This window comes from Curvibacter sp. EU05-FHT14A10 (genome assembly GCF_058791075.1).
The window spans coordinates 50,011-74,276 of the sequence record NZ_JBYTDE010000018.1 but is presented as its reverse complement, the minus strand read 5'-3'; the positions used below and the strand labels follow the sequence as shown (position 1 = coordinate 74,276).

The 24,266-nt window shown below is 66.3% G+C and carries 21 protein-coding genes; 16 read left to right on the top strand and 5 right to left on the bottom strand.

Annotated elements, in window-relative coordinates:
• Positions 1-62 precede the first annotated feature (62 nt).
• Positions 63-1,088, bottom strand: coding sequence for a sulfate ABC transporter substrate-binding protein (locus AC3WUT_RS25550; RefSeq protein ID WP_492349873.1), 1,026 nt, complete (start codon positions 1,086-1,088; stop codon positions 63-65).
• Positions 1,089-1,404: 316 nt separating this feature from the next.
• Here AC3WUT_RS25550 and AC3WUT_RS25545 point away from each other — a divergent pair, with 316 nt between their 5' ends.
• The 5 genes from AC3WUT_RS25545 to AC3WUT_RS25525 all read left to right on the top strand — a co-directional run bounded on the left by AC3WUT_RS25545 (position 1,405) and on the right by AC3WUT_RS25525 (position 5,677).
• Entirely contained in the window at positions 1,405-2,397 is a 993-nt protein-coding gene (locus tag AC3WUT_RS25545) for a Bug family tripartite tricarboxylate transporter substrate binding protein (RefSeq protein WP_492349872.1), read from the top strand.
• Between the two features lie 43 nt (positions 2,398-2,440).
• Positions 2,441-4,132 carry an FAD-dependent monooxygenase gene (locus tag AC3WUT_RS25540; RefSeq protein WP_492349871.1) on the top strand — a complete coding sequence of 564 codons (1,692 nt, stop codon included), beginning with the start codon at positions 2,441-2,443 and terminating at the stop codon, positions 4,130-4,132.
• Between the two features lie 20 nt (positions 4,133-4,152).
• A complete protein-coding gene (locus AC3WUT_RS25535; protein ID WP_492349870.1) occupies positions 4,153-4,356 on the top strand; it encodes a DUF2783 domain-containing protein in 204 nt (67 codons plus the stop codon).
• Between the two features lie 146 nt (positions 4,357-4,502).
• The gene (locus AC3WUT_RS25530) at positions 4,503-4,640 is read left to right on the top strand and encodes a hypothetical protein (RefSeq protein ID WP_492349904.1); all 138 of its coding nucleotides are present in this window, start codon (positions 4,503-4,505) and stop codon (positions 4,638-4,640) included.
• Entirely contained in the window at positions 4,637-5,677 is a 1,041-nt protein-coding gene (locus AC3WUT_RS25525) for a PDDEXK nuclease domain-containing protein (RefSeq protein ID WP_492349901.1), read from the top strand. Before AC3WUT_RS25530 ends, AC3WUT_RS25525 begins: the two co-directional genes overlap by 4 nt.
• Before the next feature lie 36 nt (positions 5,678-5,713).
• On the opposite strand, the gene AC3WUT_RS25520 is transcribed toward AC3WUT_RS25525, so the two are convergent.
• The gene (locus tag AC3WUT_RS25520; RefSeq protein ID WP_492349869.1) at positions 5,714-6,619 is read right to left on the bottom strand and encodes a LysR family transcriptional regulator; all 906 of its coding nucleotides are present in this window, start codon (positions 6,617-6,619) and stop codon (positions 5,714-5,716) included.
• A 149-nt stretch (positions 6,620-6,768) separates the two neighbouring features.
• Here AC3WUT_RS25520 and AC3WUT_RS25515 point away from each other — a divergent pair, with 149 nt between their 5' ends.
• The 8 genes from AC3WUT_RS25515 (at position 6,769) to AC3WUT_RS25480 (ending at position 15,830) form a co-directional block, all read left to right on the top strand.
• Entirely contained in the window at positions 6,769-7,308 is a 540-nt protein-coding gene (locus AC3WUT_RS25515) for a VOC family protein (RefSeq protein ID WP_492349868.1), read from the top strand.
• A gap of 75 nt (positions 7,309-7,383) precedes the next feature.
• Positions 7,384-8,700, top strand: coding sequence for a fumarylacetoacetase (fahA, locus tag AC3WUT_RS25510; RefSeq protein WP_492349867.1), 1,317 nt, complete (start codon positions 7,384-7,386; stop codon positions 8,698-8,700).
• Between the two features lie 175 nt (positions 8,701-8,875).
• On the top strand, positions 8,876-9,472 hold the full coding sequence (locus tag AC3WUT_RS25505) for a YfiR family protein (RefSeq protein WP_492349866.1): 597 nt from the start codon (positions 8,876-8,878) through the stop codon (positions 9,470-9,472).
• Positions 9,469-10,788, top strand: a complete 1,320-nt coding sequence (gene dgcN, locus AC3WUT_RS25500) for a diguanylate cyclase DgcN/YfiN (protein ID WP_492349865.1) — start codon at positions 9,469-9,471, stop codon at positions 10,786-10,788. Before AC3WUT_RS25505 ends, dgcN begins: the two co-directional genes overlap by 4 nt.
• A gap of 35 nt (positions 10,789-10,823) precedes the next feature.
• Positions 10,824-11,375: an outer membrane lipoprotein YfiB gene (yfiB, locus tag AC3WUT_RS25495; RefSeq protein ID WP_492349864.1), complete on the top strand. Its 552-nt coding sequence runs from the start codon at positions 10,824-10,826 to the stop codon at positions 11,373-11,375.
• A gap of 126 nt (positions 11,376-11,501) precedes the next feature.
• A complete protein-coding gene (locus AC3WUT_RS25490; RefSeq protein WP_492349863.1) occupies positions 11,502-13,085 on the top strand; it encodes a thymidine phosphorylase family protein in 1,584 nt (527 codons plus the stop codon).
• Complete coding sequence (locus tag AC3WUT_RS25485) at positions 13,066-14,055, top strand: ribose-phosphate pyrophosphokinase (protein ID WP_492349862.1); 990 nt, start codon at positions 13,066-13,068, stop codon at positions 14,053-14,055. The genes AC3WUT_RS25490 and AC3WUT_RS25485 overlap by 20 nt, the downstream gene beginning before the upstream one ends.
• 74 nt (positions 14,056-14,129) lie before the next feature.
• Positions 14,130-15,830 (top strand): diguanylate cyclase domain-containing protein, encoded by a 1,701-nt coding sequence (locus AC3WUT_RS25480; protein ID WP_492349861.1) that lies wholly within the window; start codon positions 14,130-14,132, stop codon positions 15,828-15,830.
• Positions 15,831-15,850: 20 nt separating this feature from the next.
• Here AC3WUT_RS25480 and AC3WUT_RS25475 read toward each other — a convergent pair whose 3' ends face one another.
• From AC3WUT_RS25475 to AC3WUT_RS25465, 3 genes are all read right to left on the bottom strand, one after another.
• Positions 15,851-18,097, bottom strand: coding sequence for a xanthine dehydrogenase family protein molybdopterin-binding subunit (locus AC3WUT_RS25475; protein WP_492349860.1), 2,247 nt, complete (start codon positions 18,095-18,097; stop codon positions 15,851-15,853).
• Between the two features lie 19 nt (positions 18,098-18,116).
• Entirely contained in the window at positions 18,117-18,590 is a 474-nt protein-coding gene (locus AC3WUT_RS25470) for a (2Fe-2S)-binding protein (protein ID WP_492349859.1), read from the bottom strand.
• Positions 18,591-18,665: 75 nt separating this feature from the next.
• Positions 18,666-19,238 (bottom strand): TetR/AcrR family transcriptional regulator, encoded by a 573-nt coding sequence (locus AC3WUT_RS25465; protein WP_492349858.1) that lies wholly within the window; start codon positions 19,236-19,238, stop codon positions 18,666-18,668.
• A 288-nt stretch (positions 19,239-19,526) separates the two neighbouring features.
• On the opposite strand from AC3WUT_RS25465, the gene fdnG reads away from it, so the two are divergent.
• Genes fdnG through AC3WUT_RS25450 form a run of 3 tightly spaced genes read left to right on the top strand, consistent with a single transcriptional unit; the run spans position 19,527 to position 24,173 of the window.
• Complete coding sequence (gene fdnG, locus AC3WUT_RS25460) at positions 19,527-22,595, top strand: formate dehydrogenase-N subunit alpha (protein ID WP_492349857.1); 3,069 nt, start codon at positions 19,527-19,529, stop codon at positions 22,593-22,595.
• A gap of 10 nt (positions 22,596-22,605) precedes the next feature.
• Positions 22,606-23,550 carry a formate dehydrogenase subunit beta gene (fdxH, locus tag AC3WUT_RS25455; RefSeq protein WP_492349856.1) on the top strand — a complete coding sequence of 315 codons (945 nt, stop codon included), beginning with the start codon at positions 22,606-22,608 and terminating at the stop codon, positions 23,548-23,550.
• Positions 23,547-24,173 carry a formate dehydrogenase subunit gamma gene (locus tag AC3WUT_RS25450; protein WP_492349855.1) on the top strand — a complete coding sequence of 209 codons (627 nt, stop codon included), beginning with the start codon at positions 23,547-23,549 and terminating at the stop codon, positions 24,171-24,173. Before fdxH ends, AC3WUT_RS25450 begins: the two co-directional genes overlap by 4 nt.
• The last annotated feature ends 93 nt before the right edge of the window (positions 24,174-24,266 follow it).

The following is a 24,266-nucleotide window of genomic DNA, read 5'->3' as shown; positions in this document are numbered from 1 at the left end:
CAGTGGTTGGAAGTCAGAAGCAAAGGGACATGCAAAGGGGAGTGCGCTGGTGTGTCGTCAGCTCAGCGCGGTGAATAGATCTGGTCGAACGAGCCGCCGTCAGCAAAGTGGGCCTTGTCGGCCGCAGTCCAGCCGCCAAAGGCCTCGTCGATGGTGAACAGCTTGAGCGGCGGGAACTGAGAGGCGTACTTGGCCTTGGCCTTGGCATCGGTGGGGCGGTAGAAGTTGCGGCCCGCGATGTCCTGGCCTTCTTCGGAGTACAGGTAGCTCAGGTAGGCCTCGGCCACCTTGCGGGTGCCCTTTTTGTCGACGTTCTTGTCGACCACGGCCACCGAGGGCTCGGCCAGGATGCTGATCGAGGGGGCCACGATCTGGAACTTCTCGGCACCGAACTCCTTCAGCGCCAGGAAGGCTTCGTTCTCCCAGGCCAGCAGCACGTCGCCCACGCCGCGTTGCACAAAGGTGATGGTCGAGCCGCGGGCGCCGGTGTCCAGCACCGGCACGTTCTTGTAGAGCTTGCCGACGAATTCCTTGGCCTTGGCGTCGCCGCCGTACTGGCGCTTGGCGTATTCCCAGGCGGCCAGGTAGTTCCAGCGGGCGCCGCCCGAGGTCTTGGGGTTGGGGGTGATCACGGCCACGCCGGGTTTGATCAGGTCGTCCCAATCCTTGATGCCCTTGGGGTTGCCCTTGCGCACCAGGAACACGATGGTCGAGGTGTAGGGCGAGCTGTTGTGCGGCAGGCGCTTGACCCAGTCCTTGGCGATCAGACCACCGTGGTTGGCCACGGCATCCACGTCGCCGCCCAGGCCCAGCGTGACCACGTCGGCATCGATGCCGTCGATCACCGAGCGGGCCTGCTTGCCCGAGCCACCATGCGACTGCTTGACCGACACGTCCTGGCCGGCCTTGGCCTTCCAGTACTTGGCGAAGGTGGCGTTGTACTCCACATACAACTCGCGCGTCGGGTCGTAGGACACATTGAGCAGGTTCACGGTCTGGGCGGCGGCCGGCAGGGCCGTCAGGGTGCCCGCGGCCAGCACGGCGGCGGCGAGCAGGGGAACGCGGAAGAAAGAGCGGCGGCTGGACATGGTGGAGGCTCCGATCGAATGGGGGTTGGGTTGTTTTGGTGACTGGCCTTGATTCTGAAAACCCCCGATCCAAACGTGAACGAATAAGAACAATGGTTCTTATGCGGTTTTGTAGTTAACGAAGAGGAGCGGTCTTTTGGGCGATCTGGTCGGTTGAGCATCACGATTCAAGTTGTGCTCGCAACCATCAGGGCAATCACCTAGTTGCACACGCAACTAAATGGCTTAAATTTCAGCCTGTCGTTTGATCCAGGGCAGAACGCCGTGGGCGCGAACGGCAAGACCCAGCTTTCCCCACCCACACAAGAGACTGACCATGCACCTGCCCCACCCAACCCTGCGCCGACGCGCCTGGCTGCTTCTGGCCCTGGCCGGCGTGGCCGCCCCGGCCACGCCCGCACTGGCGGCCGACCCCTATCCCTCCAAGCCCATCGAGTGGGTGGTGCCTTATCCGGCTGGTGGCGGCACCGACGTGGTGGCCCGCACCCTGGCCGAGGCCATGGGCAAGGCGCTGGGGCAGCCCATCATCATCAACAACAAGCCCGGCGCGGCCACCAACATCGGGGCCGAGTACGTGGCCCATGCCAAGGCCGACGGCCACGTGCTGCTGTCGGCCGACACGGCCACCCTGGCAGCCAACCCCTTTCTGTACACCAAGCTGGCCTACAACGCCGAAAAAGACTTCGCCCCCATCGGCCTGACGGTGCGCTTTCCGATGATCCTGGTGGTCAATCCCCAGGTGCCGGTCAAGACCCTGGCCGAGTTCAAGGCCTGGGCCAAGGCCCAGAACGGCGCCAACTACGCCACCCCGGGCGCCGGCAGCCCGCACCACCTGGCCACCGAGCTGTTCCGGGCCCAGGCGGGCCTGCAGCTCACCCATGTGCCCTACCGCGGCGCTGCCCCGGCGGTGCAGGACGTGGTGGCCGGCCAGGTGCCGTTCATGTTTGTTGACACGGCCAGCGGCTACCAGTTCATTGCCGCCGGCAAGCTGCGCCCGATCGGCGTGGCCAGCCCGCGACGGGTGCCCAATTTCGAAACCATCCCCACGCTGCAGGAGCAGGGGCTCAAGGGCTTCGAGGCCTACGCCTGGCAGGGCCTGGTGGCCCCGGCGGGCACGCCGCCCGAGGTGATCGCCAAGCTCAACAGCGCCTTGCTCGGCGCCCTGGGCTCGACCGCCATCAAGGCCCGCCTGCAGACCCTGGGGCTGGAGTCCATTCCCGGCACGCCACGGCAGATGGCCGACTACGCCGCCGCCGAGCGCGCCAAGTGGGGCCAGGTCATCCAGACCAGCGGCATCAAGCTGGATTGAGCCGCCTGCCCGCCCTTTCCTTTTTCTGAGCACTGACATCACCATGCACCAGCCCACCACCGAAGCCCGGCCCTCGATCTATTACCCCTACCAGGTGTTTGCCCCCTGGCTGCCCTCGGCCCACCCGCCCCAGGCGCGCCAGCGCGTGGTGATCGCGGGCTCGGGCCCGGCCGGCATGGTGGCGGCGCTGGAGCTGGCCCGCCATGGCGTGCCCAGCGTGGTGCTGGAGAGCGAGCTGCAGGTGTCGCAGGGCAGCCGGGCCATCGTGTTCACGCGCCGTTCGATGGAGATCCTGCAGCAGGTCGGGGTGGCCCACCGCATGAGCGAGCAGGGCCTGCCCTGGCGCTTCGGCAACTCGTACTACCGGGGCCAACGCGTGTTCCGCATGGAAGCGCCGCACGACAGCGACGACCGCTTCTTTCCCATGCTCAACATCCAGCAGCAGTACATGGAGGAGTACCTGCTGGACGCCTGCGCGGCCCAGCCCCTGATTGATTTCCGCTGGGGCAACAAGCTGGTGCAGATCACCCAGGAAGAGGGCGTGGCCCACCTGCAGATCGACACGCCCGAGGGCCCGTATGCCCTGGACACCGACTGGCTGGTGGCAGCCGATGGCGGGCGCTCCGAGATCCGCACCGCCCTGGGCCTGAAGATGGAAGGGGCCTCGTACGAGGGCTTCTTCGTGATCGCCGACATCCGCATCGACCTGCCCCTGCCCACCGAGCGCCTGGCCTTCTTTGACCCCGAGTGGAACCCCGGCAACACCATCCTGATGCACCGCGAGCCGCACGGTATCTGGCGCGTCGACTACCAGTTGCCCCCGGGCGAGACGCCCGAGCAGGCGCTGCGGCCCGAGTCGCTCAAGGCCCGCATCGATGCGCAACTGGCCATGATCGGCCACGCCGGCACGCCCTGGGAGATGGACTGGAGCTCGGTCTACTCGGCCCGCACCCTCACGCTGCCCGACTACGTGCACGGGCGCGTGCTGTTCACCGGTGACGCGGCCCACCTGCTGCCCATCTTCGGGGTGCGCGGCGCCAACACTGCGTTCCAGGATTCCCAGGCCCTGGGCTGGCAACTGGGCCTGGTGGTCAAGGGCCTGGCCGGCGAGAAACTGCTGGCCAATTACAGCGCCGAGCGCGTGGGCGCCGCCCGCGAGATCATCGACGAGGCGGGCAAGAGCACCCGCTTCATGACCCCGCCCAGCCGCGGCTTCCGCCTGCTGCGCGACGCCGTGCTGTCGCTGTCGCTGAGCCAGGATTTTGTGCGCCCGCTCTACCACTGGCGCACCTCACGCCCGCACGAGTACAGCGCCTCGGCGCTCAACAGCATGGGCGACGACAACGCCCTGTTCACCGCCGGCCCGGCGCACGGCGCGCCGCCACGCAACATTCGCCTCTCGGCCGATGATTTTCTGCTCGACCACCTGGGCGGCGGTTTTGACCTGCTGTACTTCACCGAAGCCCCGGCCCTGCCCGAGGCCCTGCAGCAGGTGGTGTCCACCGCCCGGGCCCGGGGTGTGCCCCTGAAGGTGATCGCCGTGGGCGCCACGGGCCCGGTGGCCGGTGCTGACCTCTGTCTGCCCGATGCCGACGGCCACTTCCGCCAGGGCTATGGCGTGCCCGCCAGCGGCGCCGCCTACCTGCTGCGCCCCGACCAGCACGTGTGCGCCCGCTGGCTCACGCTGGATGCCCACCGCCTGCAGGCCGCCCTGCACACCGCCCTGCCGCAATGAACCCACCCAAGATCGCTGCCATGACCGCCCAATCCACCCAACCCGACATCCTCTCACTGCCCGGCCTGGAAGACGTCTACGACGCCCTGGCCACCGCCATCGACCAGGCCGGCCCCGACAAGGCCGAGCTGTTCCTGGTCAAGCTGGCCTTGCTGAACGCGCAGCGGCTGGGCAGCGCCAGCCTGGTGCGCGAGCACATTGAGGCGGCGTTGAGGGATCTTTGAGGCTCGGTGCCGGTGGAGGGGGGATTCGCCAGAAGGCCTCTGGATTGGGGTAACAATCGCTGGCAACAGCACTGGAGCAGGGTGTGGCCAGGCCATTGGTTGCCTCATGCTCTCAGCCTGAACCGAATCGAAACGGGACATTGACGATGACAAGCACCCAACAACGCGCCGAACTGCAGTGCCGCAACTGGCAAATTGCCAACGACGTGTGTGGCGCCGTCGACGGCTGGGATTCCAAGCATGTCATTTTGGTCAAAATCGAAAACAGGGGAGCAAATGGATGAGTGATCAACCCACCTCTCTGATGCCCACGCCCACGGGCTATGTTGACTGGCTGAGCGAGCTGAAAATCAAAATCCACAGCGCTCAGCAACGGGCCACGCTGGCGGTCAATCGCGAACTGGTGCTGCTGTACTGGCAACTCGGCTGCGACATACTGACCAAGCAACATGAGCAAGGCTGGGGGGCGAAGGTGATTGAACGGCTGGCGCATGATTTGCACAGCGCCTTCCCTGACATGAAAGGGTTTTCGCCGCGCAACCTCAAATACATGCGCGCCTTTGCCCAAGCTTGGCCCGACACCGAATTTGTGCAAGCGGTGCTTGCACAATTGCCCTGGTACCACCAATTGGCGCTGCTGGACAAGCTATCCCACCCTGACGCGCGTCGCTGGTACGCCGCCAAGGCCATCGAGCACAACTGGTCTCGAAATGTGCTGGTGATGCAAATCGAAACCCGCTTGCTGGAGCGCAGCGGCTCAGCCGTGACCAACTTCGAAGTGAGTCTGCCCAAACCACAGTCCGATCTGGCGCGCGAATCACTGAAGGACCCCTACCGCTTCGACTTTCTGGGCTTGACCGACGAGGCGCAAGAGCACGAGGTGGAGCATGCGCTGACCCAACATGTCACCGAATTCCTGCTGGAATTAGGGGCGGGCTTTGCTTTTGTCGGGCGGCAGGTTTTGCTGGATGTCGGCGGCGACGAGTTTTTCATCGATCTGCTGTTCTACCACCTGAAGTTGCGCTGTTATGTCGTGATTGAACTCAAGGGCGGCAAGTTCAAGCCGGAGCACCTTGGGCAACTGGGCTTTTACATGACGGCGATAGACCGGCAGGTGAAGCATGATCTCGACAACCCCACCATTGGCTTGTTGCTGTGCAAAAGCAAAAACAAGGTGGTTGCCGAATACGCCTTGGGCGATAAAAGCCAACCGATGGGCATCGCCGAATACAAGCTGATCGAATCGCTCCCTGATCCACTCAGAACCAATTTGCCCAGCATCGAACAGATTGAGCGCGAATTGCAAGGCGGTGAGGCCTGATCGGTGTGGTTTTTTGAGGGAGCCGCCGGCACCCCCTCACCCCAAATACGCCATCCCCCGTATCTGCGGCCCGATGTCGTCGAGAAAGGCCTGGGCCAGGGGGGACAGTGATCGGCCGCGGCGGGTGAAGACCTCGAAGCTGCGGCGCACCTCGGGCTGGCGCAGCGGCTGCATGTTCAGGCCATACAGCGAGACCAGCGGCGCGGCGTACGGGATGCACAGCGCCACGCCCAGACCGGCCTGCACCATCGACAAGGCCGTGGACATGTAGGCCACCTCGGTGCTCGGCGCAAACTGGAAGTCGGGGTCGGCGGCCCGCAGGTCCTGGGCCAGGCGCTCGGTGAACTGGCCTTGCAGGCCGATCACGGGGTAGGGCTTGAGATCGGCCCAGCGCAGGCTGGCTTTCTGGGCCAGCGGGTGGCCGGGCGGAAAGACGGCCATGAAGGGCCCGTCAAACAGGTGGGCCGAGGTGATGTCGGAGTTGGGCTCGCGTTCGGGGCCGATGCCGATGTCGACCTCGCCCGAGAACACCCGCGCCATCACATCCTCGACCGGCACGTCCACCAGCTTCACCGAGCCCCCCGGGTGATCGGCCTGGAAGCGGGCGATCAGCTCGGGCATCAGGGTGGAGGCCAGCAACTGCGACACCGCCACCCGCACCACCCCTTTCTTGTTGGTGGTGTCATCCACGGCGCGGTGCAGTACCTCGTCCAGGTCATGCAGCACGGTTGCCAGCATCGGGCTGAGGCGCTCGCCAGCCTCGGTGAGGTGCACGCGGCGTGTGCTGCGGTCGATCAAACGCACGCCCATCGACTGCTCCAGTTCCTTCACCAGGCCCGACAAGGCTGATTGCGAGATGTACAGGCTTTCGGCCGCCAGGGTGAAGCTGCCGGTGCGCGCCACCGCCAGAAAGGCCCGCAACTGCCGCAAGGTCACATTCATCGGATTAACCTATAAATTGATCGAATAAAACGGCTTGCATGATAGTTGGTGATCCAGTCCAATGGCGTTGCCCCGGGCCTCATGGCGAGTGCCCGACGACAAAACCCCCGACGATCATCGCCAGACACAACGCTCACGGAGACCTCACCATGTTGGTTCAAAAAGTTCACCACGTCGCCTACCGCTGCATCGATGCCAAGCAAACCGTGCAGTGGTACGAAAAGCACCTGGACATGAAGTTCGTGCTCGCCATCGCCGAGAACGAAGTGCCCTCGACCAAGGCCCCTGATCCCTACATGCACATCTTCCTGGACGCGGGCAACGGCAATGTGCTGGCCTTCTTCGAGCTGCCCAGCCAGCCCCCCATGGACCGTGACCGCAACACCCCGGCCTGGGTGCAGCATCTGGCCCTCAAGGTCGATTCGGTGGACACCCTGATCGCCACCAAGGCCCGCCTGGAGGCCGCCGGCATCGAGGTGATCGGCCCCACCGACCACACCATCTTCAAGTCGATCTACTTCTTCGACCCCAATGGCCACCGCCTGGAACTGGCCGCCGACACCGGTACCCCCGAGATGATGAAGAAGCTCGACGAAGTGAAGTGGGAGATGATCGAAGAATGGTCGCAGACCAAGCGCGCGCCCAAGCACGCCGCCTGGATGCACGACGGCAGCATGAGCCAGGCCTGAAGACCTGGGCGCTGGCCATCCCTGCTCTCCGACCCCACCCACCCGCACCCGCCCCAGGCGAACCTGCACTGAACGATGACCCTTCTCAACGAAACCCATGACCCGGCCCTGCGCAGCTGGGTCGCCTCGGCCCAGGTGGCCGGGACCGATTTTCCGATCCAGAACCTGCCCTTTGCCGTGTTCCGTCGCACCGGGCGCCAGGAGGCCTGGCGCGGTGGCGTGGCCATTGGCGACCAGATTGTCGATCTGGCGGCGCTGGCTGCCAGCGGCGTGTTCCAAGGTGCGGCCGCCCAGGCCTTGCAGGCCGCTGCCCAGGACAAACTCAACGCCCTGATGGCCCTGGGTGCCCCGGCCTGGAGCGCGCTGCGCCTGGCCCTGTCGCGTGCGCTGCGCGAAGGCGCACCCGAGCAGGCTGCGCTGCAGCCGGCCCTGGTGCCCCAGTCCGAGGCCGAATACGACGTGCCCGCCCGCATCGGCGACTACACCGACTTCTACACCTCGGTGCACCACGCCACCAACATCGGCAAGCAATTCCGCCCGGACAACCCGTTGCTGCCCAACTACAAGTGGGTGCCCATCGGCTACCACGGCCGGGTGTCGAGCATCGGTGTCTCGGGTCAGGCCTTCCCGCGTCCCAAGGGGCAGACGATGGCGCCCGGCGCCACCGAGCCCGGCTTCGGGCCCTGCAAGCGGCTCGACATCGAGCTGGAGCTGGGCATCTTCGTGGGCGCCGGCAACCCCCAGGGCGAACCGGTGGCCATGGGCCAGGCCGAGCAGCACGTGTTTGGCATCTGCCTGCTCAACGACTGGTCGGCGCGCGACATCCAGGCCTGGGAGTACCAGCCGCTGGGCCCCTTCCTGTCGAAGAACTTCGCCACCACGATCTCGCCGTGGATCGTCACCCTGGAGGCCCTGGCCCCTTACCGGGTGGCCTTCACGCGGCCCGAAGGGGATCCGCAGCCGCTGCCTTACCTGGATTCGGCCCCCAACCGCGAGCAAGGCGCCTTCGACATCCAGCTGGAGGTCGGCCTGCAGACTCCGCGCCTGCGCGAGGCCGCCCAGGCCGTGGCCGTGATCTGCCGCACCAGCTACCGCCATGCCTACTGGACCGTGGCCCAGATGGTGGCGCACCACACTGTCAATGGCTGCAACCTGCAGCCGGGCGACCTGTTTGGCAGTGGCACCCTGTCGGGCCCCACGCTGGACCAGGCCGGTGCACTGATCGAGCTGACCCAGGGCGGCAAGAACCCGGTGCAACTGCCCAATGGCGAGCAGCGCGTGTACCTGGAAGACGGCGATGCCGTGGTGCTGCGTGGCTGGTGCGAGAAGGCGGGTGCAGCGCGCATCGGCTTCGGCGAGTGCGTGGGCACGGTGCTGCCGGCCCGGGCCTGAGCCTGGGCCCTGGCCTGGGCTTTGGCCGCCACAGAGCGCCAAAGGGCGCCTTTCTGCGTGAACTTGTGCGCATGGCGGCCCGTTTCCTTCGCGTGGCTGGGGGTGGTTTCTGAGGGGGCCTTCCTAGAATCGGCAACAGATGCCCGGGCTTCCGCCCCGGGCCTGGTTCCGATTGATGTTGACCCGTTTGCGATCCCTGACCTGGCGATGGGCCACCCTGGCGATGGCCCTGTCGGCTTGTGCCACGCCGGCCCCCGCCCAGGTCAACCCTGAGGCGGCCCCGGCCGGCCCGGTTTCACCGACGGCCCGCCCGCCGGCCTTGCCCGAGCTGCTGCTGGGCATTCTTCACTACACCCGTTGGCCTCAGCCCCTGGCCAGCCACCGCCTGTGCCTCAACGAGGTCGATGCCGACTCGGTGGCCCTGGCGCGTGAGTTGGATGCCCTGGGCGCCCAGGCCCTGCCCCCGGTGCACAGCAGCTTGCGCAGCCTGCGCGCCGAGCTGGCCGACAGCCTGCTCGACTGCCAGGCCATCTACTTTGGCGCCCTGCCGGTGCGCGGTCTGCAGCCGCTGTTGCTGCGCCTGAACCGCCACCCCATCCTGACTCTGGGGCTGGGCGACGACTTCTGCTCCTATGGCGGCAAGTTCTGCCTGTTGCAGGGGCCGCAGGGCTGGCAGATCAAGGCCAACCTCGATGCGATCGCTTATGGCGGCCTGCGGGTCAATGCCCGGCTGTTGCAACTGACCGTCAGACCGACAGGGGGGCGACCATGAGCCAACCCCTGCCAACCCCCCGCAGCAGGCCGTTGCGCTCAGGTCGTCGCCCAGTGCGCAGCGTGGCCCGCCTGGTGCGCCTGGGGCAGTGGCGCAGCGCCGGTGTGGCCCTTGCTTGTGCCGGGCTGTTCATGAGTGCGGCCAGTTTGTATTCGCTGCAGCAATACGCCCGGCATGCCCTGGTCATGGCTGCCCATTCCCTGGCCTTTGCGGGCGAACCCGCGATCCGCTTTCGTGATCTTGAAGCGTTGCGTGAGCTGGCCGAGCAACTGGCCGAACGCGAGCAACTGGCCTCGGTCACGGTGCTCGATGCGCGCGGGCAGCGCCTGCTGCAGGTGGAGCGCCCCGGGCTGGGCGCCTTCGACGGCCTGGCGCGTCGGGTGGCCGCCGTGTTTCTGCCCCAGCCGGTGACGGCCCCGGTGGAGGGCGGTGGGCCCGGCGCGGGCGGGCTGGGCGAAGTGCAGCTGCGCTCGGATGGCCGCGTTCTGCTCGCTGACCTGGGTTGGCTGCTGCTCGCCTTGCTGGGTTGCGTGGCCGTGACAGCGCTGGCGGTGTGGGCGGTGTCGCGCCGCCTCACCGCCTTGATTGTGCAGCCCCTGCGGGCCATGGTGGAGCTGACCCGGGCGGTGCGGGCCAGCCGAAGCTTCGAGCGCCGGGCGGCGCCCACCTCGGTGCTGGAGCTCAATGCCCTGGCCGACGATTTCAACGCGCTGCTGGTTGAACTGCAGCGACAGCAGCGGCGCATCGCTGCGCGCCACAACGATCTGCGCCGCAGCAATGAATCGCTGCGCCACGCCAGCCAGCACGACGTGCTCACCGGGCTGCCCAATCGCAGCCACCTGTTTGAACACCTGGCGGCCGTGTTCGAGCGCTGCCAGCGTCAGGGTGGCCAGGCTGCGGTGTTGTTCATCGACGTGGACCGGTTCAAGCAGGTCAACGACACCCTGGGCCATGCGGTGGGCGATGCGCTGCTGGTCGAGCTGGCGCAACGCCTGCAGTCGGCCGTGCGCGAGTCCGATTTCGTGGCCCGCCACGGTGGCGACGAGTTTTTGGCGGTGCTGTTCCCGGTTGGGGACGAGGCGGAGGTGCGCCTGTGCGTGGACCGGCTGCGCGGCGCCCTGGCCCAGCCGCTTCAGCTGGACAACGGCCTCACCCTGCCTTTGAGTGTGAGCATCGGCGTGGCCCTGTTCCCGGCCCAGGGCACCAGCGTGGACGAGCTGGTGCGCGCCGCCGATGCCGCCATGTACCGAGACAAGGTGCGTCCCTCCGTGGCGCATGACCGGGCCATGCCCCAAGCCGAGCCGGCGTCACCATGACGCTGGGCCCCTGCCTGATCTGACTGGAGACCCCCATGACCTTGGCTGGCCAATCCAACCCGCCGATCCGATGCCCTGCCACCCTGTCCTTGGGGCTGGTCACTGCCCTGGTCGGCTTGTCGAGCCTGCTGGCCGGCTGTGCCGGCCCCACGCCCGCCTTGGGTCCGCCGGTGGCCGTGGCGGCCCCTGAGGCCCGCGAGACGGCGCTGCGCGAACTGGGCTTCCGGCCCACCGAGCAGGGCTGGGAGCTGGACCTGGCCGGGCGTGTGGTGTTCCCGGTGAACGACGCTTCCTTGTCCGCCGACGCCATCGCGGCGATTGAGCGCCTGGCCCGCACGCTGCAAAGCCTGGGTATCACCCGCCTTACCGTCGAAGGGCACACCGACAACCAGGGTGCGGCGGCCTACAACCAGCGCCTGTCCGAGCGGCGCGCCCAGGTGGTGGCCCAGGCCTTTGTGGAGCGCGGCTTCGAACCGGCCCAGGTGCGGCACCAGGGCTTCGGCTTCAGCCGCCCGATCGAGGACAACCGCAGCGAGGCCGGGCGCCAGCAGAACCGCCGCGTCACCATCATCGTGAGCTCACTCTGAGCGGTATCGGCCTGAGGCGCGCCCGGCGCGTCACGTGGGTGCCATGCTAGGCCCGTTCGTCGGTTTTCCGGGTGGACAATGGACGGGTGCCGGGCAGCAGGCCCGGGCCATTCAAGGAGAGTCCGCATGAGCGAATCCGTGTCTGCACCGGCCACGGCCACAGTGCCCCTCAGCCCCAGCCTCAAGCTGCGGCGCCTGGCCATCGACACCTACCGCGAGAACGTCGCCTACCTCCACCGCGACTGCGAGGTCTACCGCGCCGAGGGTTTTCAGGCCCTGTCCAAGGTCGAGGTGCGCACCAACGGGCGGCGCATCCTGGCCACCCTCAACGTGGTGGACGACCCCGGGCTGGTGGGCTGCGGCGAGGTGGGCCTGTCGCAGGATGCCTTTGCCCAGTTGGGCGTCGAGGACGGGCACCCGGCCACGGTGTCGCAGGCCGAACCGCCCGAGTCGATCCCGGCGCTGTTCCGCAAGTTGGACGGCGAGCGCCTGGGGCAGGCCGATTTCGACGCCATCATCCGTGACATCGCCCAGCACCGGTATTCCAAGATCGAGTTGACCGCCTTCGTGGTGGCCAGCAACCGCAGCGAACTGGACCGCGAAGAGGTCTATTTCCTGACCGAAGCCATGGTCAAGACCGGGCGCCGGCTCGACTGGCGCCAGCCCGTGGTGGTGGACAAGCATTGCATCGGCGGCATTCCGGGCAACCGCACCTCGATGCTGGTGGTGCCCATCGTGGCGGCCTACGGGCTGGTGTTTCCCAAGACCTCGTCACGAGCCATCACCTCGCCCGCGGGCACGGCCGACACCATGGAGGTGCTGGCCCGGGTCGAGCTGCCCTTCGATCGCCTGACCGACATCGTGCGCCAGCACCACGGCTGCCTGGCCTGGGGCGGCACGGCCGACCTGTCGCCGGCCGATGATGTGCTGATCTCGGTCGAGCGGCCGCTGTCCATCGACTCGCCAGGGCAGATGGTGGCCTCCATCCTGTCCAAGAAGATCGCCGCCGGGGCCACCCATCTGGTGCTGGACATCCCCATCGGCCCCACCGCCAAGGTACGCTCCATGCCCGAGGCGCAGCGCCTGCGCCGCCTGTTTGAGTACGTGGCCACCCGCATGCGCCTGTCGCTGGACGTGGTCATCACCGACGGGCGTCAGCCCATCGGCCGCGGCATCGGGCCGGTGCTGGAGGCGCGCGACGTGATGCAGGTGCTGCAGAACGACCCCGAGGCCCCGCAGGACCTGCGCCAGAAATCGCTGCGCCTGGCCGGCCGGCTGATCGAATGCCACCCCGACGTGCGCGGGGGCGAGGGCTATGCGATTGCGCGTGACATCCTGGAGTCCGGCCGCGCCCTGGCCCAGATGAACGCCATCATCGAGGCCCAGGGCGCCTGCGCCTTCGACTACCAGAACCCCCCTTTGGGGGCGCTGAGCTTTGAGGCTCGGGCCACGGAGGCGGGTGTGGTCACCAGCATCGACAACCTGCAGATTGCGCGCATCGCCCGCCTGGCCGGGGCACCTCATGTGCAGGGGGCCGGGGTGGACCTGATGCGCCAACTGGGTGATCCGGTGGCGCCGGGCGACTTGCTGTACCGGGTGCACGCGGGCTTTGGTGCCGACCTGGAGTTTGCCCGTCAGGCCTGCCAGCGCGGCCATGGCTACCAGATCGGTGCGGTGGAGGCCGTGCCTCATGTCTTTGTTGAATCCTGAGGACCCGACCATGCCCTTTGCAGAAGACACCCCGGTGCTGCTTTGTTTTGACGATGAACAGGACGTGGCCCGCCGCGCTGCCGAGGCCGCCGGCCTGCCGCTTGCGGTGGTGGAGCGCCACCGCTTTCCGGACGGCGAGTGGCGCTTGCGCCTGCCGCCCGCCCTGCCGCCACGGGTGGTGGTGTGGCGTTCGCTGCACCAGCCCAACGAAAAGTTGGTCGAGCTGCTGCTGCTGGCCGACACCGCACGCCAGCTCGGGGCCCGGCACCTGTGCCTGGTGGCCCCCTACCTCGCCTACATGCGCCAGGACATCGCCTTCCAGCCGGGTGAGGCCGTCAGCCAGCGCATCGTGGGCCGCTTTCTGGCCGGCCTGTTCGATGCCCTGATCACGGTCGACCCGCACCTGCACCGGGTCGCCACGCTGCAAGAGGCTGTGCCGCTGGCCGATGCCATCGTGCTCAGTGGCGCCCCCTTGCTGGGGGCCTGGATCGCCTCGCAGCGCCAGGACGTGCTGCTGCTGGGCCCCGATGAAGAATCGCTGCAATGGGTGAGCAGCGCAGCCCAGGCCCACGGCTGGGCCCATGCGGTGTGCCGCAAGCTGCGCCACGGCGACCGGCATGTCGAGATCGCGCTGCCCGCGGGGCTGGCGCCGGCGTTGGCCGGGCGGGCGGTGGTGTTGATGGACGACGTGGCCAGCTCGGGCCAGACCCTGATCGAGGCCACCCGACTGCTGCTGGCGGCCGGCGCCCAATCGGTGGATGTGGCCGTCACCCATGCGCTGTTTGCCGGCGACGCGCTGCAGCGCCTGCAGGCCGCCGGCGTGGGCCAGGTCTGGAGCACCGACTGCATTGCCCACCCGAGCAACGCCGTCTCGGTGGTGGGCGCGGTGGCCCAGGCCCTGGCCGGGCTTTATCAGCGCCTGGACCTGGTGCCACGCGATGATGGACAGAGGGTCATTTCTGAGACCTGAACCGACGAACGGCGCTTATCATGGGGCTCAAACCCCCGGCAGACCGGCCTGGGGTCCTTCGGACCGGGAACCCGATGCTGCAGCAACTGAAAACCTTTGGCGAAATTCTCGATGGTCTGGAGATCGCCATGTGCGTCTTCGACGACCAGGACCGGGCCCTGGCCTGGAATCGCTGCTTCTTTCGCTTCTTTCCGGAGCACGATGGGCAGGTGCACGAGGGAGAGCACTACAGCCTCAACCTGCGGCGTTTCTACAGCGGGCGCCTGAGCCCGCAAGAACTCTGCGGCATCGAGCACTACATCGAGGCAGGCATTGCGCGCCACCAGCAACAGAACCAACCGTATGAGTTTGAGCACCTGGGGCGGCACCTGCGGGTGTCGTCGCTGCCGGTGCCCGGGGTGGGGCGCATGCGCCTGTGGCGCAGCGAAGCACCTTTGGCCCCTCAGGCGGCCGCGCCGGAGGGATCGCCCGCCGTGCTCCCGGTCGGCGGGCCTGTGCTGCTGGACAAGGTGCCTGATGCCTTGATGGTGTGTGGGCTGGATGGCGGGCGCATCGAGTGGGTCAATGAATCATTTGTCCTGATGTATGGCTTGCGTGATCGACATTCGGCCCTGGGCAGCGGTTTCGAGCAGGTGTTCGAGGCGGCCTGGCAGCAGGATCTGGCGCTCAACACGTCCCAGCACGAACTGTATGCCGCCGGCCTGCAGGTGCTGAAGGACCACTTGCGTTTTTCGGGGGCGCCGTTTGAGCTGCCCTTGCCGGGCAACCGCTTTTGCCGTGTGATTGCCCGTCCCACCGGGGGCGGCGAGGCTTTTTATGCCCACGTCGACATCACCGAGATCAAGCGCCAGCAACAGCGCCTGGAAGCGGCTGAGCGCCTGGCGCGTGAGCGCGAGCAGCAACTGCGTCACAAGTCGGTGCTGCTGGAGGCCACTGTCGAGAACCTGGACCAGGGCATTGCCCTGATTGGCGCCGACGGCATGATCGAGTTGTGCAATCTGAATTTCCTGGACTTGCTTGAGCTGCCCCGGCAGTGGATGGGGCAGCGCATGAGCCTGTCCGAGGTGCTGGACTACCAGCGTGCCCACCATGAGTTTGAGGGGGCGCCTGACAGGGTGCAGCAGTATGTCCAGGCGGGCGGGCGTTCGCCTCATCTGCCACGCTATGAGCGCCGGCGCGCCAATGGTCGGGTGATCGAGGTGCGCAACCTTCCGATTGAGGACGGCGGCCTGTTGCGCACCGTGACCGACATCACCCAGCGCAAGCTCGACGAGGAACGCATCCGCTTTGCCGCCCACCATGATGCGCTGACCGGCCTGATCAACCGGGCCATGTTCATGGAGTGCCTGGAGGCCGAGGTCTCGTTGGCCCGTCGCACCGGCGTGGGCTGCGCGGTGCTTTACCTGGATCTGGATGGGTTCAAGCCCATCAATGACCAATACGGTCATGCGGTGGGAGACCTGGTGCTGGTCGGGGTGGCCAAGGCCCTGAACTCGATCGCCCGCGAGGCCGACTTTGTGGCCCGCCTGGGGGGCGATGAATTTGCCGTGCTGCAGCGCGGGGTGCAAAGCCGCGAGCAGGCGCGCCAGTTGGTGCAACGGGTGCACCAGGCCCTGAGCCAGCCGATCAGCGTGGAATCGCGGGCCTTCCAGGTGGGGGCCTCGATCGGCGTGGCCCTGTGCCCTGACGATGCCGACCAGGCCGATGCCTTGCTGCGCCAGGCCGATCTGGCGATGTACGCCCGCAAGAAGGCACAGGCCCGCCCCCCTGGTTGAGGGGGCGGCCCGGCCCTTTCTCAACCCTGCTTGAAGGGCAGTTCGCGCACGGGCTTGCCGCTGAGTCGGGCCACGGCATTGGCAAAGGCCGGGGCCAGCGGTGGCAGGCCCGGCTCGCCCATGCCGGTGGGGGCGTCGTCGCTGAGCACGGTGTGCACGGCGATCTGCGGCATGGCGGTGATGCGGGGCACGGCGTAGTCACCGAAGTTGCTCTGCTCGACCTGGCCGTCCTTCAGGGTGATGGCGGCGCCGGGCAGGCACATCGACAGGCCCATCAGCGCGCCGCCCTGTACCTGGGCTTCCAGGCTGCGCGGGTTGATCACCCGGTTGCAGTGCACGCCGGCCGTCACCTTGTGCAGCGTGGGCACGCCCTTTTTCAGCGAGGCTTCGACCACATAGGCCACCACCGAGTTGAACGACTCGTGCACCGCCACACCCCAGGCGCGACCCGGGGCCAGCTTCTTCTTGCCGTAGCCTGACTTCTCGACCGCCAGTTGCAGCGCGGCCTTGTGGCGCGGGTGTTGTTCGCCGATCAGCTTCATGCGGTAGGCCACGGGGTCTTGCCGGGTGGTGCGGGCGATCTCGTCGATCAGTGTTTCCATCACGAAGGCGGTGTGGGTCGAGCCCACACTGCGCCACCACAGCACCGGCACATTCACCTTGGGGTGTTGCACGGTCAGGCGCATCGGGATCTCGTAGGGCTCCTTCATGCCTTCCACTGCGGTGCCGTCGATGCCGTTCTTGACCATCATGGGCTCGAAGGGCGAGCCTGCCAGGATCGACTGGCCCACGATCACGTGGTCCCAGGCCTGGATGCGGCCCTGGCCGTCAAAGCCGATGCGTGCAGTGTGCAGGTGCATGGGGCGGTAGTACCCGCCCTTGACGTCGTCCTCGCGGCTCCACAGCAGGCGCACCGGCGCGCTGATGCCTGCAGCCAGGGCGGCCTTGGCCACCTGGGCGGCTTCCACCACATAGTCGCTGCTGGGGATGGCGCGGCGCCCGAAGCCGCCTCCGGCCATCTGCACGTGCACCTGCACGTTCTGCGGCGGCAGGCCCAGCACGGTGGCCGCGGCCATGCCGTCCAGGCCCGGCATCTGGGTGCCCACCCACAGTTCGGCTTTGCCCGCTTCAACGCGCACGGTGCAGTTCAGCGGCTCCATGGGCGCGTGGGCCAGGTAAGGAAAGATGAACTCAGCGCTGATCTGGTGCGGTGCCTTGTCCAGGGCCGACACGTCGGCATCGAAGCGGCGCGGGCCGGGCTGCGTGGCCAGGGCTCGGTACTGCGCCAACTGGCGCACGCTGTCCACCTTTTCGACGGCACTGCTGTCCCATTCCAGCTTGAGGGCGTCACGGCCCTGCTTGGCGGCCCAGTAGCCTTCGGCCAGCACGGCCACGGCTTCGCCACCGCGGTCTGCCGGGATGCGCAGCACCGCCTTCACGCCCTTGATGGCGCGGGCGGCGCTGTCGTCCACCGACTGGAGTCGGGCACCAAACACCGGCGGGTGGGCCACCACGGCGGTCAGCAGGCCGGGCAGGCGCACATCGATGCCATAGTCCTGGTGGCCGCTGGATTTGGCCGCTGCATCGAGCCGTCCCGTGGGCTGGCCGATCAGCTGGAAGTCTTTCGGGTCTTTCAGCGTCACGCGGGTGGGCACCGGCAGGGCCATGGCGGCCTCGGCCAGTTCGCCGTAGCCCAGTTGCTGGCCGGCCGGGCCGATCACCTGGCCGTTTCGCGTGCGCAGGCCGGTTGGCTCGACCTTCCAGCGGGCTGCTGCGGCCTGCACCAGCATGGCGCGGGCGCGGGCCCCCAACTCGCGGTACTGGGTGTACGAGTGCGCGATCGAGCCCGAGCCGCCCGTGATGTGCAGGCCGAACAAGGGGTCGACATACGCCGGGTCATTGCTGCCGTGAACGCTCTTCACCTTGGACCAGTCGGCGTCCAGCTCTTCGGCCAGGATCATGGGCAGCGAGGTCTGCACGCCCTGGCCGAAGTCCAGCCGGTTGATGGTGATGGTGGTGCTGCCGTCGGCCCCGATGTGCAGGAAGGCCGAGGGCTGTTGCGTGGGCTTGAGCGTGGCCGGCTGGGCCGCGTCCTGGGCCAGGGTGCCCAAGGGGAAGGCGCCGAGCGCAAAGCCGCTCAGGGCGCCCAGTTTCAGAAAGCTGCGGCGCGGCAGGCCGCCGGCCGCAGGGGCGCTGGCGCTTTGCTCGCGTTGCATCAGGGCCTGCAGGTGGCGGGGCAGTTCGAAGGTGGCTGGGTCGAAGTTCATGAGGTGCTCCTTCTGGGAATCAGGCCAGGGCCTTGGCGGCGTCGGTGATGGCGGCACGGATGCGCGCGTAGGTGCCGCAGCGGCAGATGTTGCCCGCCATGGCCGTGTCGATCTCGGCCTCGCTGGGCAGCTTGCCGCGCGGCAGGGTTTTGAGGAAGGCGGTGGCCGACATGATCTGCCCGCTCTGGCAGTAGCCGCACTGGGCCACGTCATGCTTCACCCAGGCCTGGTGCACGGCCCGGCCCACCTTGTCGCTGCCGCCGGTGACGGCTTCGATGGTGGTGATCTTCTGGCCACTGGCCGCCGACACCGGCGTCACGCACGAGCGGATCGCCTGGCCATTCAGGTGCACGGTGCAGGCACCGCACAGGGCCGCGCCACAGCCGAACTTGGTGCCGGTCATGCCCAGGGTGTCGCGAAGGGTCCAGAGAATGGGGGTGGACGGGTCCACGTCAACCTCGTGGTTCTGTCCGTTGATGTTCAGGGTGCTCATGGGGTGGGTCCTCTTTGGGTGAATATTTATTCGGTTAAAGGGCGGATTCGGCCGGTGAATTCAGGGGTGGGCGGGTCAGGCCTTGATGCCGTCCCAGCACAGGCCAAAGGCCATGCCGAGTTGCTCGGGGGTGTGGTTCAGGCTGCCGTTGCGCAGCAATTGGGCGGTTTCGCGCACCGAGCCGGCAAAGCTGCTGATCAGCAGCGGGGTGGGTACGTCCTTGAGGATCTGCTGCGCCTTGGCGTTGTCGATCAGGTCGATCCAGCCCTTGATCAGTTGGGCTGACAGCTGTCGGCTGGCCTCGCTGAACCAGGGGGAGTTGTAGTACTGCTCCAGAAAGACCACCTGGGCCGAATGGGCCAGCCGGTGTTCCAGCCAGTTGTCCCACATGCGGCGAAAGCGTTGTCGGAAGGGGGCCGACGGGTCGTCGCCCTGCATCAGGCTGGCGGCGGTCTGGCGCTTGGCCTGCTCGTACAGGCCCACCATCAATTCTTCCTTGGACTTGAAGTAGACATACAGCGTGCCGGTGGCCAACCCGGCCTCACGGGCAATGGCGGCCATGGTCAGGCCACTCAGCCCGGTCTGCTCGACCAGGGTGAAAGTGGCCTCGGCGATGGCGCGCAGCTTTTCTTCGTCCTTGGGTTTCATGTCGGCGGATCATAGACGAATATAAATTCATCTTTCAAGACCAAGGCTATTCAGCCCTTTGACAAGCGGAAGGCCGGTGGGGTTGAGTGGCTTGATAAGTTTTTTGAATGTGTCAATTTCGCAGGATTATCAAGCTGATATTCGGAGTTAATCCATCAATAATCCCGGCAAATTGCTTGATATGCGTGAAATACCCATGGAAAACGCTCACGTTTTGCGCTATTTTGCAAATGTGGGTCGCGGCTTCAACCTAGAATTTCGGCCTGCTCCAATCAAGAAGGTACCCCCATGGTGCAACTCTCCAGACGCCAGTTCATGAAAGTGACTGGTTCGACTCTGGCGGGCTCCAGCCTGGCCCTGATGGGTTTCTCACCCACCACAGCCTTGGCGGAAGTCCGTCAGTACAAATTGGCGGCCACCACCGTCACCCGTCAGACCTGCACCTACTGTTCGGTGGGTTGCGGCATCCTCATGCATTCACTGGGCGATGGCGCCAAGAACGCCAAGCTGTCGGTGATCCACGTCGAAGGCGATCCGGACCACCCGGTGAACCGTGGCACCTTGTGCCCCAAGGGCGCCAGCCTGCTCGACTTCGTGCACAGCCCGAACCGCCTCAAGTACCCCGAGTACCGGGCACCGGGCTCCAATGAGTGGAAACGCCTGTCCTGGGACGACGCGCTGACCCGCATCAGCAGGCTGCTCAAGCAAGACCGTGACGCCAACTTCGTCGAAAAGACCGACGATGGGCTGACCGTGAACCGCTGGCTCACCACCGGCATGCTGGCCGCCTCGGCCGCCAGCAACGAAGCCGGTTACATCACGCACAAAGTGGCCCGCAGCTGGGGCCTTCTTGCACTCGACAACCAAGCACGTGTCTGACACGGCCCGACGGTGGCAGGTCTTGCCCCGACGTTTGGCCGTGGAGCGATGACGAACCATTGGGTCGACATCAAGAACGCGGACGTTATTTTGATCATGGGCGGCAATGCCGCTGAAGCCCACCCCTGCGGCTTCAAATGGGTGACCGAGGCCAAGGCGCACAACAAGGCGCACTTGATGGTGGTCGACCCGCGCTTCAATCGCTCGGCTTCGATTGCCGACTTCTATGCTCCCATCCGTTCGGGCAGCGATCTGGTGTTCCTGGGTGCAGTGATCAATTACCTGCTCACCAACGACAAGATCCATCACGAGTACGTCAAGAACTACACCGACTTCAGTTTTGTCGTGCGTGAAGATTTCGCCTTCGACGATGGCATCTTCTCGGGCTACAACCCTGAAAAGCGCAGCTACGACAAGGCCAGCTGGGACTACGAGATCGGCCACGATGGCTACGTGGTGACCGACCCCACGCTGCAACACCCGCGCTGCGTGTACCAGTGGTTGAAAAAGCACTATGCCGAGTACACCCCTGAAAAAGTGGAGAAGGTGTGTGGCACGCCCAAAGCCAAGTTCCTGCACGTGTGCGAGAAGCTGGCGTCGACGGCGCAGGCCGGGCGTGCGGCCACCATCCTGTACGCCCTCGGCTGGACCCAGCATTCCACCGGCGCACAGATTCTGCGCACCGGCGCCATGGTGCAACTGCTGCTGGGCAACATCGGCATCGCCGGTGGGGGCATGAACGCGCTGCGCGGCCACTCCAACATCCAGGGCCTGACCGACCTGGGCATTCTGTCGGCCAGCCTGCCGGGCTACCTGACCATGCCTGGCCAGGCCGAGCAGGACTACGCCAAATACATCGCTGCGCGCACCCAGATGCCGCTGCGCCCGGGGCAGATGAGCTACTGGCAGAACTATCCCAAGTTCCACGTCAGCCTCATGAAGTCCTGGTGGGGGCCGGCGGCCACGGCCGAGAACAACTGGGCCTACGACTACCTGCCCAAGCTCGACAAGCAGTACGACATGCTGCAGATCTTCGAGCTGATGAACCAGGGCAAGGTCAACGGCTACATCGCCCAGGGCTTCAACCCCCTGGCCTCGCTGTCCAACAAGGACCGCGTGCGCAACGGCCTGTCCAAGCTGAAGTTCCTGGTGGTGATGGACCCGCTGGCCACCGAGACCGCCGACTTCTGGAAAAACCACGGCGAGTACAACGATGTGGACAGCGCCTCGATCCAGACCGAGGTGTTCCGCCTGCCGACCACCTGCTTTGCCGAAGAAGAAGGCTCGGTGGTCAGTTCTTCGCGCGTGTTGCAGTGGCACTGGAAGGCGGCCGAGCCGCCGGGCGAGGCCAAGACCGACATCTACATCATGTCGCAGCTGCACCTGCGCCTGAAGGCCCTTTACAAGGCCGAGGGTGGCAAGTTCCCCGATCCGATCGCCAACCTGTGGTGGCCTTACGCCGACCCCGAGGAGCCGCGTCCGGAAGAGGTGGCCAAAGAGTCCAACGGCCGTGCCCTGGTGCAACTGACCGACCCCAAGGACCCGACCAAGGTGATCCGCAAGGCCGGTGAGCAGCTCAGTGGCTTCGGTGAATTGCGCGACGACGGCAGCACGCAAAGTGGCTGCTGGATCTGGGCGGGTTCCTGGACCTCGGCCGGCAACCAGATGGCCCGGCGTGACAACGCTGACCCGACCGGCATCGGCAACACGCTGAACTGGGCCTGGGCCTGGCCGGCGAATCGCCGGGTGTTGTACAACCGCGCCTCGTGCGACGTGGCGGGCAAGCCTTTCAACCCGCACCGCAAGCTGATCGGCTGGAACGGCAGCGCCTGGACGGGGGCGGATGTGCCCGACATCGGACCCACCCTGGGCCCCGACACCGGCACGGGCCCCTTCATCATGAACCCTGAAGGCGTGGCACGTTTCTTCGCGCGCAAGGGCATGAACGAAGGGCCTTTCCCCACGCACTACGAACCCTTCGACACCCCGCTGGGCTACAACCCCATGCACCCGAAGAACCCCAAGGCCACCAGCAGCCCCGCCGCGCGCGTGCTGCCCGGCATCTGGGACACCTTCGGCAAGGCCGACGAGTTCCCACACGTGGGCACCACCTACCGCCTCACCGAGCACTTCCACTACTGGACCAAGCACTCGCTGCTCAACGCGATCACGCAACCCGAGCAGTTCGTCGAGATCAGCGAGAGCCTGGCCGAGTCGGTGGGGGTGAAGAGCGGCGACATGGTCAAGGTCAGCTCCAAGCGCGGCTACATCAAGGCCGTGGCCCTGGTGACCAAGCGTATCAAGCCGATGCAGATCGAGGGCAAGACCGTGCAGCACGTGGGCATCCCGATCCACTGGGGCTTCAAGGGCGTGACCAAGCCGGGCTTCCTGGCCAACACGCTGACGCCTTTTGTGGGCGACGGCAACAGCAACACGCCTGAGTTCAAGACCTTCCTGGTCAAGGTCGAGAAGGTTTGAGGAGCCCCTGATGTCATCTCTGCAATCTCTCGATATCAAGCGCCGCTCCGCCACCACCACGCCTTCGCCCAGCGCGCGCTCGGCGCACGCGGGCGAGGTGGCCAAGCTGATCGATGTCTCGAAGTGCATCGGCTGCAAGGCCTGCCAGACCGCCTGCATGGAATGGAACGACCTGCGCGACGAGGTGGGCACGGCGGCGGCCGGGGTGTACGACAACCCGACCGACCTGAGCGCCCAGTCCTGGACCGTGATGCGTTTCTCCGAGTACGAGAACGAGGCCAGCGGCAACCTGGAGTGGCTGATCCGCAAGGACGGCTGCATGCACTGCGAAGACCCGGGCTGCCTCAAGGCCTGCCCCTCGCCCGGTGCCATCGTCCAGTACGCCAACGGCATCGTCGACTTCCAGGAGGAAAACTGCATCGGCTGCGGCTACTGCGTGACGGGCTGCCCGTTCGACGTGCCGCGCATCTCCAAGAAGGACAACAAGGCCTACAAGTGCACCCTATGCTCGGACCGCGTGGCGGTGGGCATGGAGCCGGCCTGCGTCAAGACCTGTCCCACCGGCGCCATCATGTTCGGCACCAAGGAGGCCATGAAGGATCAGGCCGAGGAACGCATCCTTGACCTGAAAGAGCGTGGTTTCGACCAGGCCGGTCTGTACGACCCGGCCGGGGTGGGGGGCACCCACGTGATGTATGTGCTGCACCACGCCGACAAGCCTTCGCTCTACCACGGCCTGCCCGACTCGCCCAAGATCAGCCCCTTCGTGGGCTTGTGGAAGGGCGTGGCCAAGCCGCTGGCCATGGCCGCCCTGGGCGCCGCCGCGGTGGGCAGCCTGTTTCACTACATCACCAAGGGCCCGAACGAGGTGTCCAAGGAACTGGAAGATGAAATGGAAGCCAAGGACCAAGCCGCCCAGGCGCAAGCCCAGGCCAACCAGGAGACCGCACCATGAGACGCAACCCTCGTGACCTGCAGCGCTACAACGCGTCCGAGCGTGCCAACCACTGGGTGGTGGGCATCTGCTTCATCCTGCTGGCCCTGTCGGGCCTGGCGTTCTTCCACCCGGCGTTCTTCCCCTTGACCCAGCTCTTCGGCGGCGGGCCCTGGACCCGCATCCTGCACCCCTACATCGGGGTGGTGATGATGGCGTTCTTTGTGATCATGGGCTTGCGCTTCTGGCGCCTGAACGTGGTCGAGCCGCGCGATGTTGAGTGGCTGAAGAACGTCAACAAGATGGTGGACGGCAACGACCACGACATGCCCGAACAAGGCAAGTACAACGGCGGCCAGAAGCTGCTGTTCTGGGGCCTGGTGGGCGGCATGGTGGTGTTGTTTCTGTCGGGCCTGCCGATGTGGCGCGCCTGGTGGAAGCTGCCCGCCGATGTGGTGCGCATCAGCTCGCTGCTGCACGCGGCGGCCGGGGTGTGGATGATCGGCCTGATCCTGATGCACATCTACGCCGCCATCTGGACCCGCGGTACCATCCGGGCCATGCTTTATGGCACCGTGACACGGGCCTGGGCCAAGCAGCACCACCGTGGCTGGTACCGCAAGATGACGGGCGACAACAGCTGATCTTCCTGCCTGTTCAACGCCTCTGATCGGGCTCACTGCCGCCGGGCGCCTGCTGTTGGCGCGCCGGCGGCTGCTTTTTTGGGACACTTTTCC

Excerpts from the sequence above, each read along its gene's own strand:
- AC3WUT_RS25530 (WP_492349904.1), top strand. The coding sequence starts at position 4,503 with ATGACAAGCACCCAACAACGCGCCGAACTGCAGTGCCGCAACTGGCAA.
- AC3WUT_RS25515 (WP_492349868.1), top strand. The coding sequence starts at position 6,769 with ATGTTGGTTCAAAAAGTTCACCACGTCGCCTACCGCTGCATCGATGCC.
- AC3WUT_RS25505 (WP_492349866.1), top strand. The coding sequence starts at position 8,876 with ATGTTGACCCGTTTGCGATCCCTGACCTGGCGATGGGCCACCCTGGCG.
- AC3WUT_RS25475 (WP_492349860.1), bottom strand. The coding sequence starts at position 18,097 with ATGAACTTCGACCCAGCCACCTTCGAACTGCCCCGCCACCTGCAGGCC.
- AC3WUT_RS25485 (WP_492349862.1), top strand. The coding sequence starts at position 13,066 with ATGTCTTTGTTGAATCCTGAGGACCCGACCATGCCCTTTGCAGAAGAC.
- AC3WUT_RS25540 (WP_492349871.1), top strand. The coding sequence starts at position 2,441 with ATGCACCAGCCCACCACCGAAGCCCGGCCCTCGATCTATTACCCCTAC.
- yfiB (WP_492349864.1), top strand. The coding sequence starts at position 10,824 with ATGACCTTGGCTGGCCAATCCAACCCGCCGATCCGATGCCCTGCCACC.
- AC3WUT_RS25520 (WP_492349869.1), bottom strand. The coding sequence starts at position 6,619 with ATGAATGTGACCTTGCGGCAGTTGCGGGCCTTTCTGGCGGTGGCGCGC.
- AC3WUT_RS25470 (WP_492349859.1), bottom strand. The coding sequence starts at position 18,590 with ATGAGCACCCTGAACATCAACGGACAGAACCACGAGGTTGACGTGGAC.
- AC3WUT_RS25465 (WP_492349858.1), bottom strand. The coding sequence starts at position 19,238 with ATGAAACCCAAGGACGAAGAAAAGCTGCGCGCCATCGCCGAGGCCACT.
- fdxH (WP_492349856.1), top strand. The coding sequence starts at position 22,606 with ATGTCATCTCTGCAATCTCTCGATATCAAGCGCCGCTCCGCCACCACC.
- AC3WUT_RS25480 (WP_492349861.1), top strand. The coding sequence starts at position 14,130 with ATGCTGCAGCAACTGAAAACCTTTGGCGAAATTCTCGATGGTCTGGAG.
- AC3WUT_RS25490 (WP_492349863.1), top strand. The coding sequence starts at position 11,502 with ATGAGCGAATCCGTGTCTGCACCGGCCACGGCCACAGTGCCCCTCAGC.
- fahA (WP_492349867.1), top strand. The coding sequence starts at position 7,384 with ATGACCCTTCTCAACGAAACCCATGACCCGGCCCTGCGCAGCTGGGTC.
- AC3WUT_RS25450 (WP_492349855.1), top strand. The coding sequence starts at position 23,547 with ATGAGACGCAACCCTCGTGACCTGCAGCGCTACAACGCGTCCGAGCGT.
- AC3WUT_RS25535 (WP_492349870.1), top strand. The coding sequence starts at position 4,153 with ATGACCGCCCAATCCACCCAACCCGACATCCTCTCACTGCCCGGCCTG.
- AC3WUT_RS25525 (WP_492349901.1), top strand. The coding sequence starts at position 4,637 with ATGAGTGATCAACCCACCTCTCTGATGCCCACGCCCACGGGCTATGTT.
- AC3WUT_RS25550 (WP_492349873.1), bottom strand. The coding sequence starts at position 1,088 with ATGTCCAGCCGCCGCTCTTTCTTCCGCGTTCCCCTGCTCGCCGCCGCC.
- AC3WUT_RS25545 (WP_492349872.1), top strand. The coding sequence starts at position 1,405 with ATGCACCTGCCCCACCCAACCCTGCGCCGACGCGCCTGGCTGCTTCTG.
- dgcN (WP_492349865.1), top strand. The coding sequence starts at position 9,469 with ATGAGCCAACCCCTGCCAACCCCCCGCAGCAGGCCGTTGCGCTCAGGT.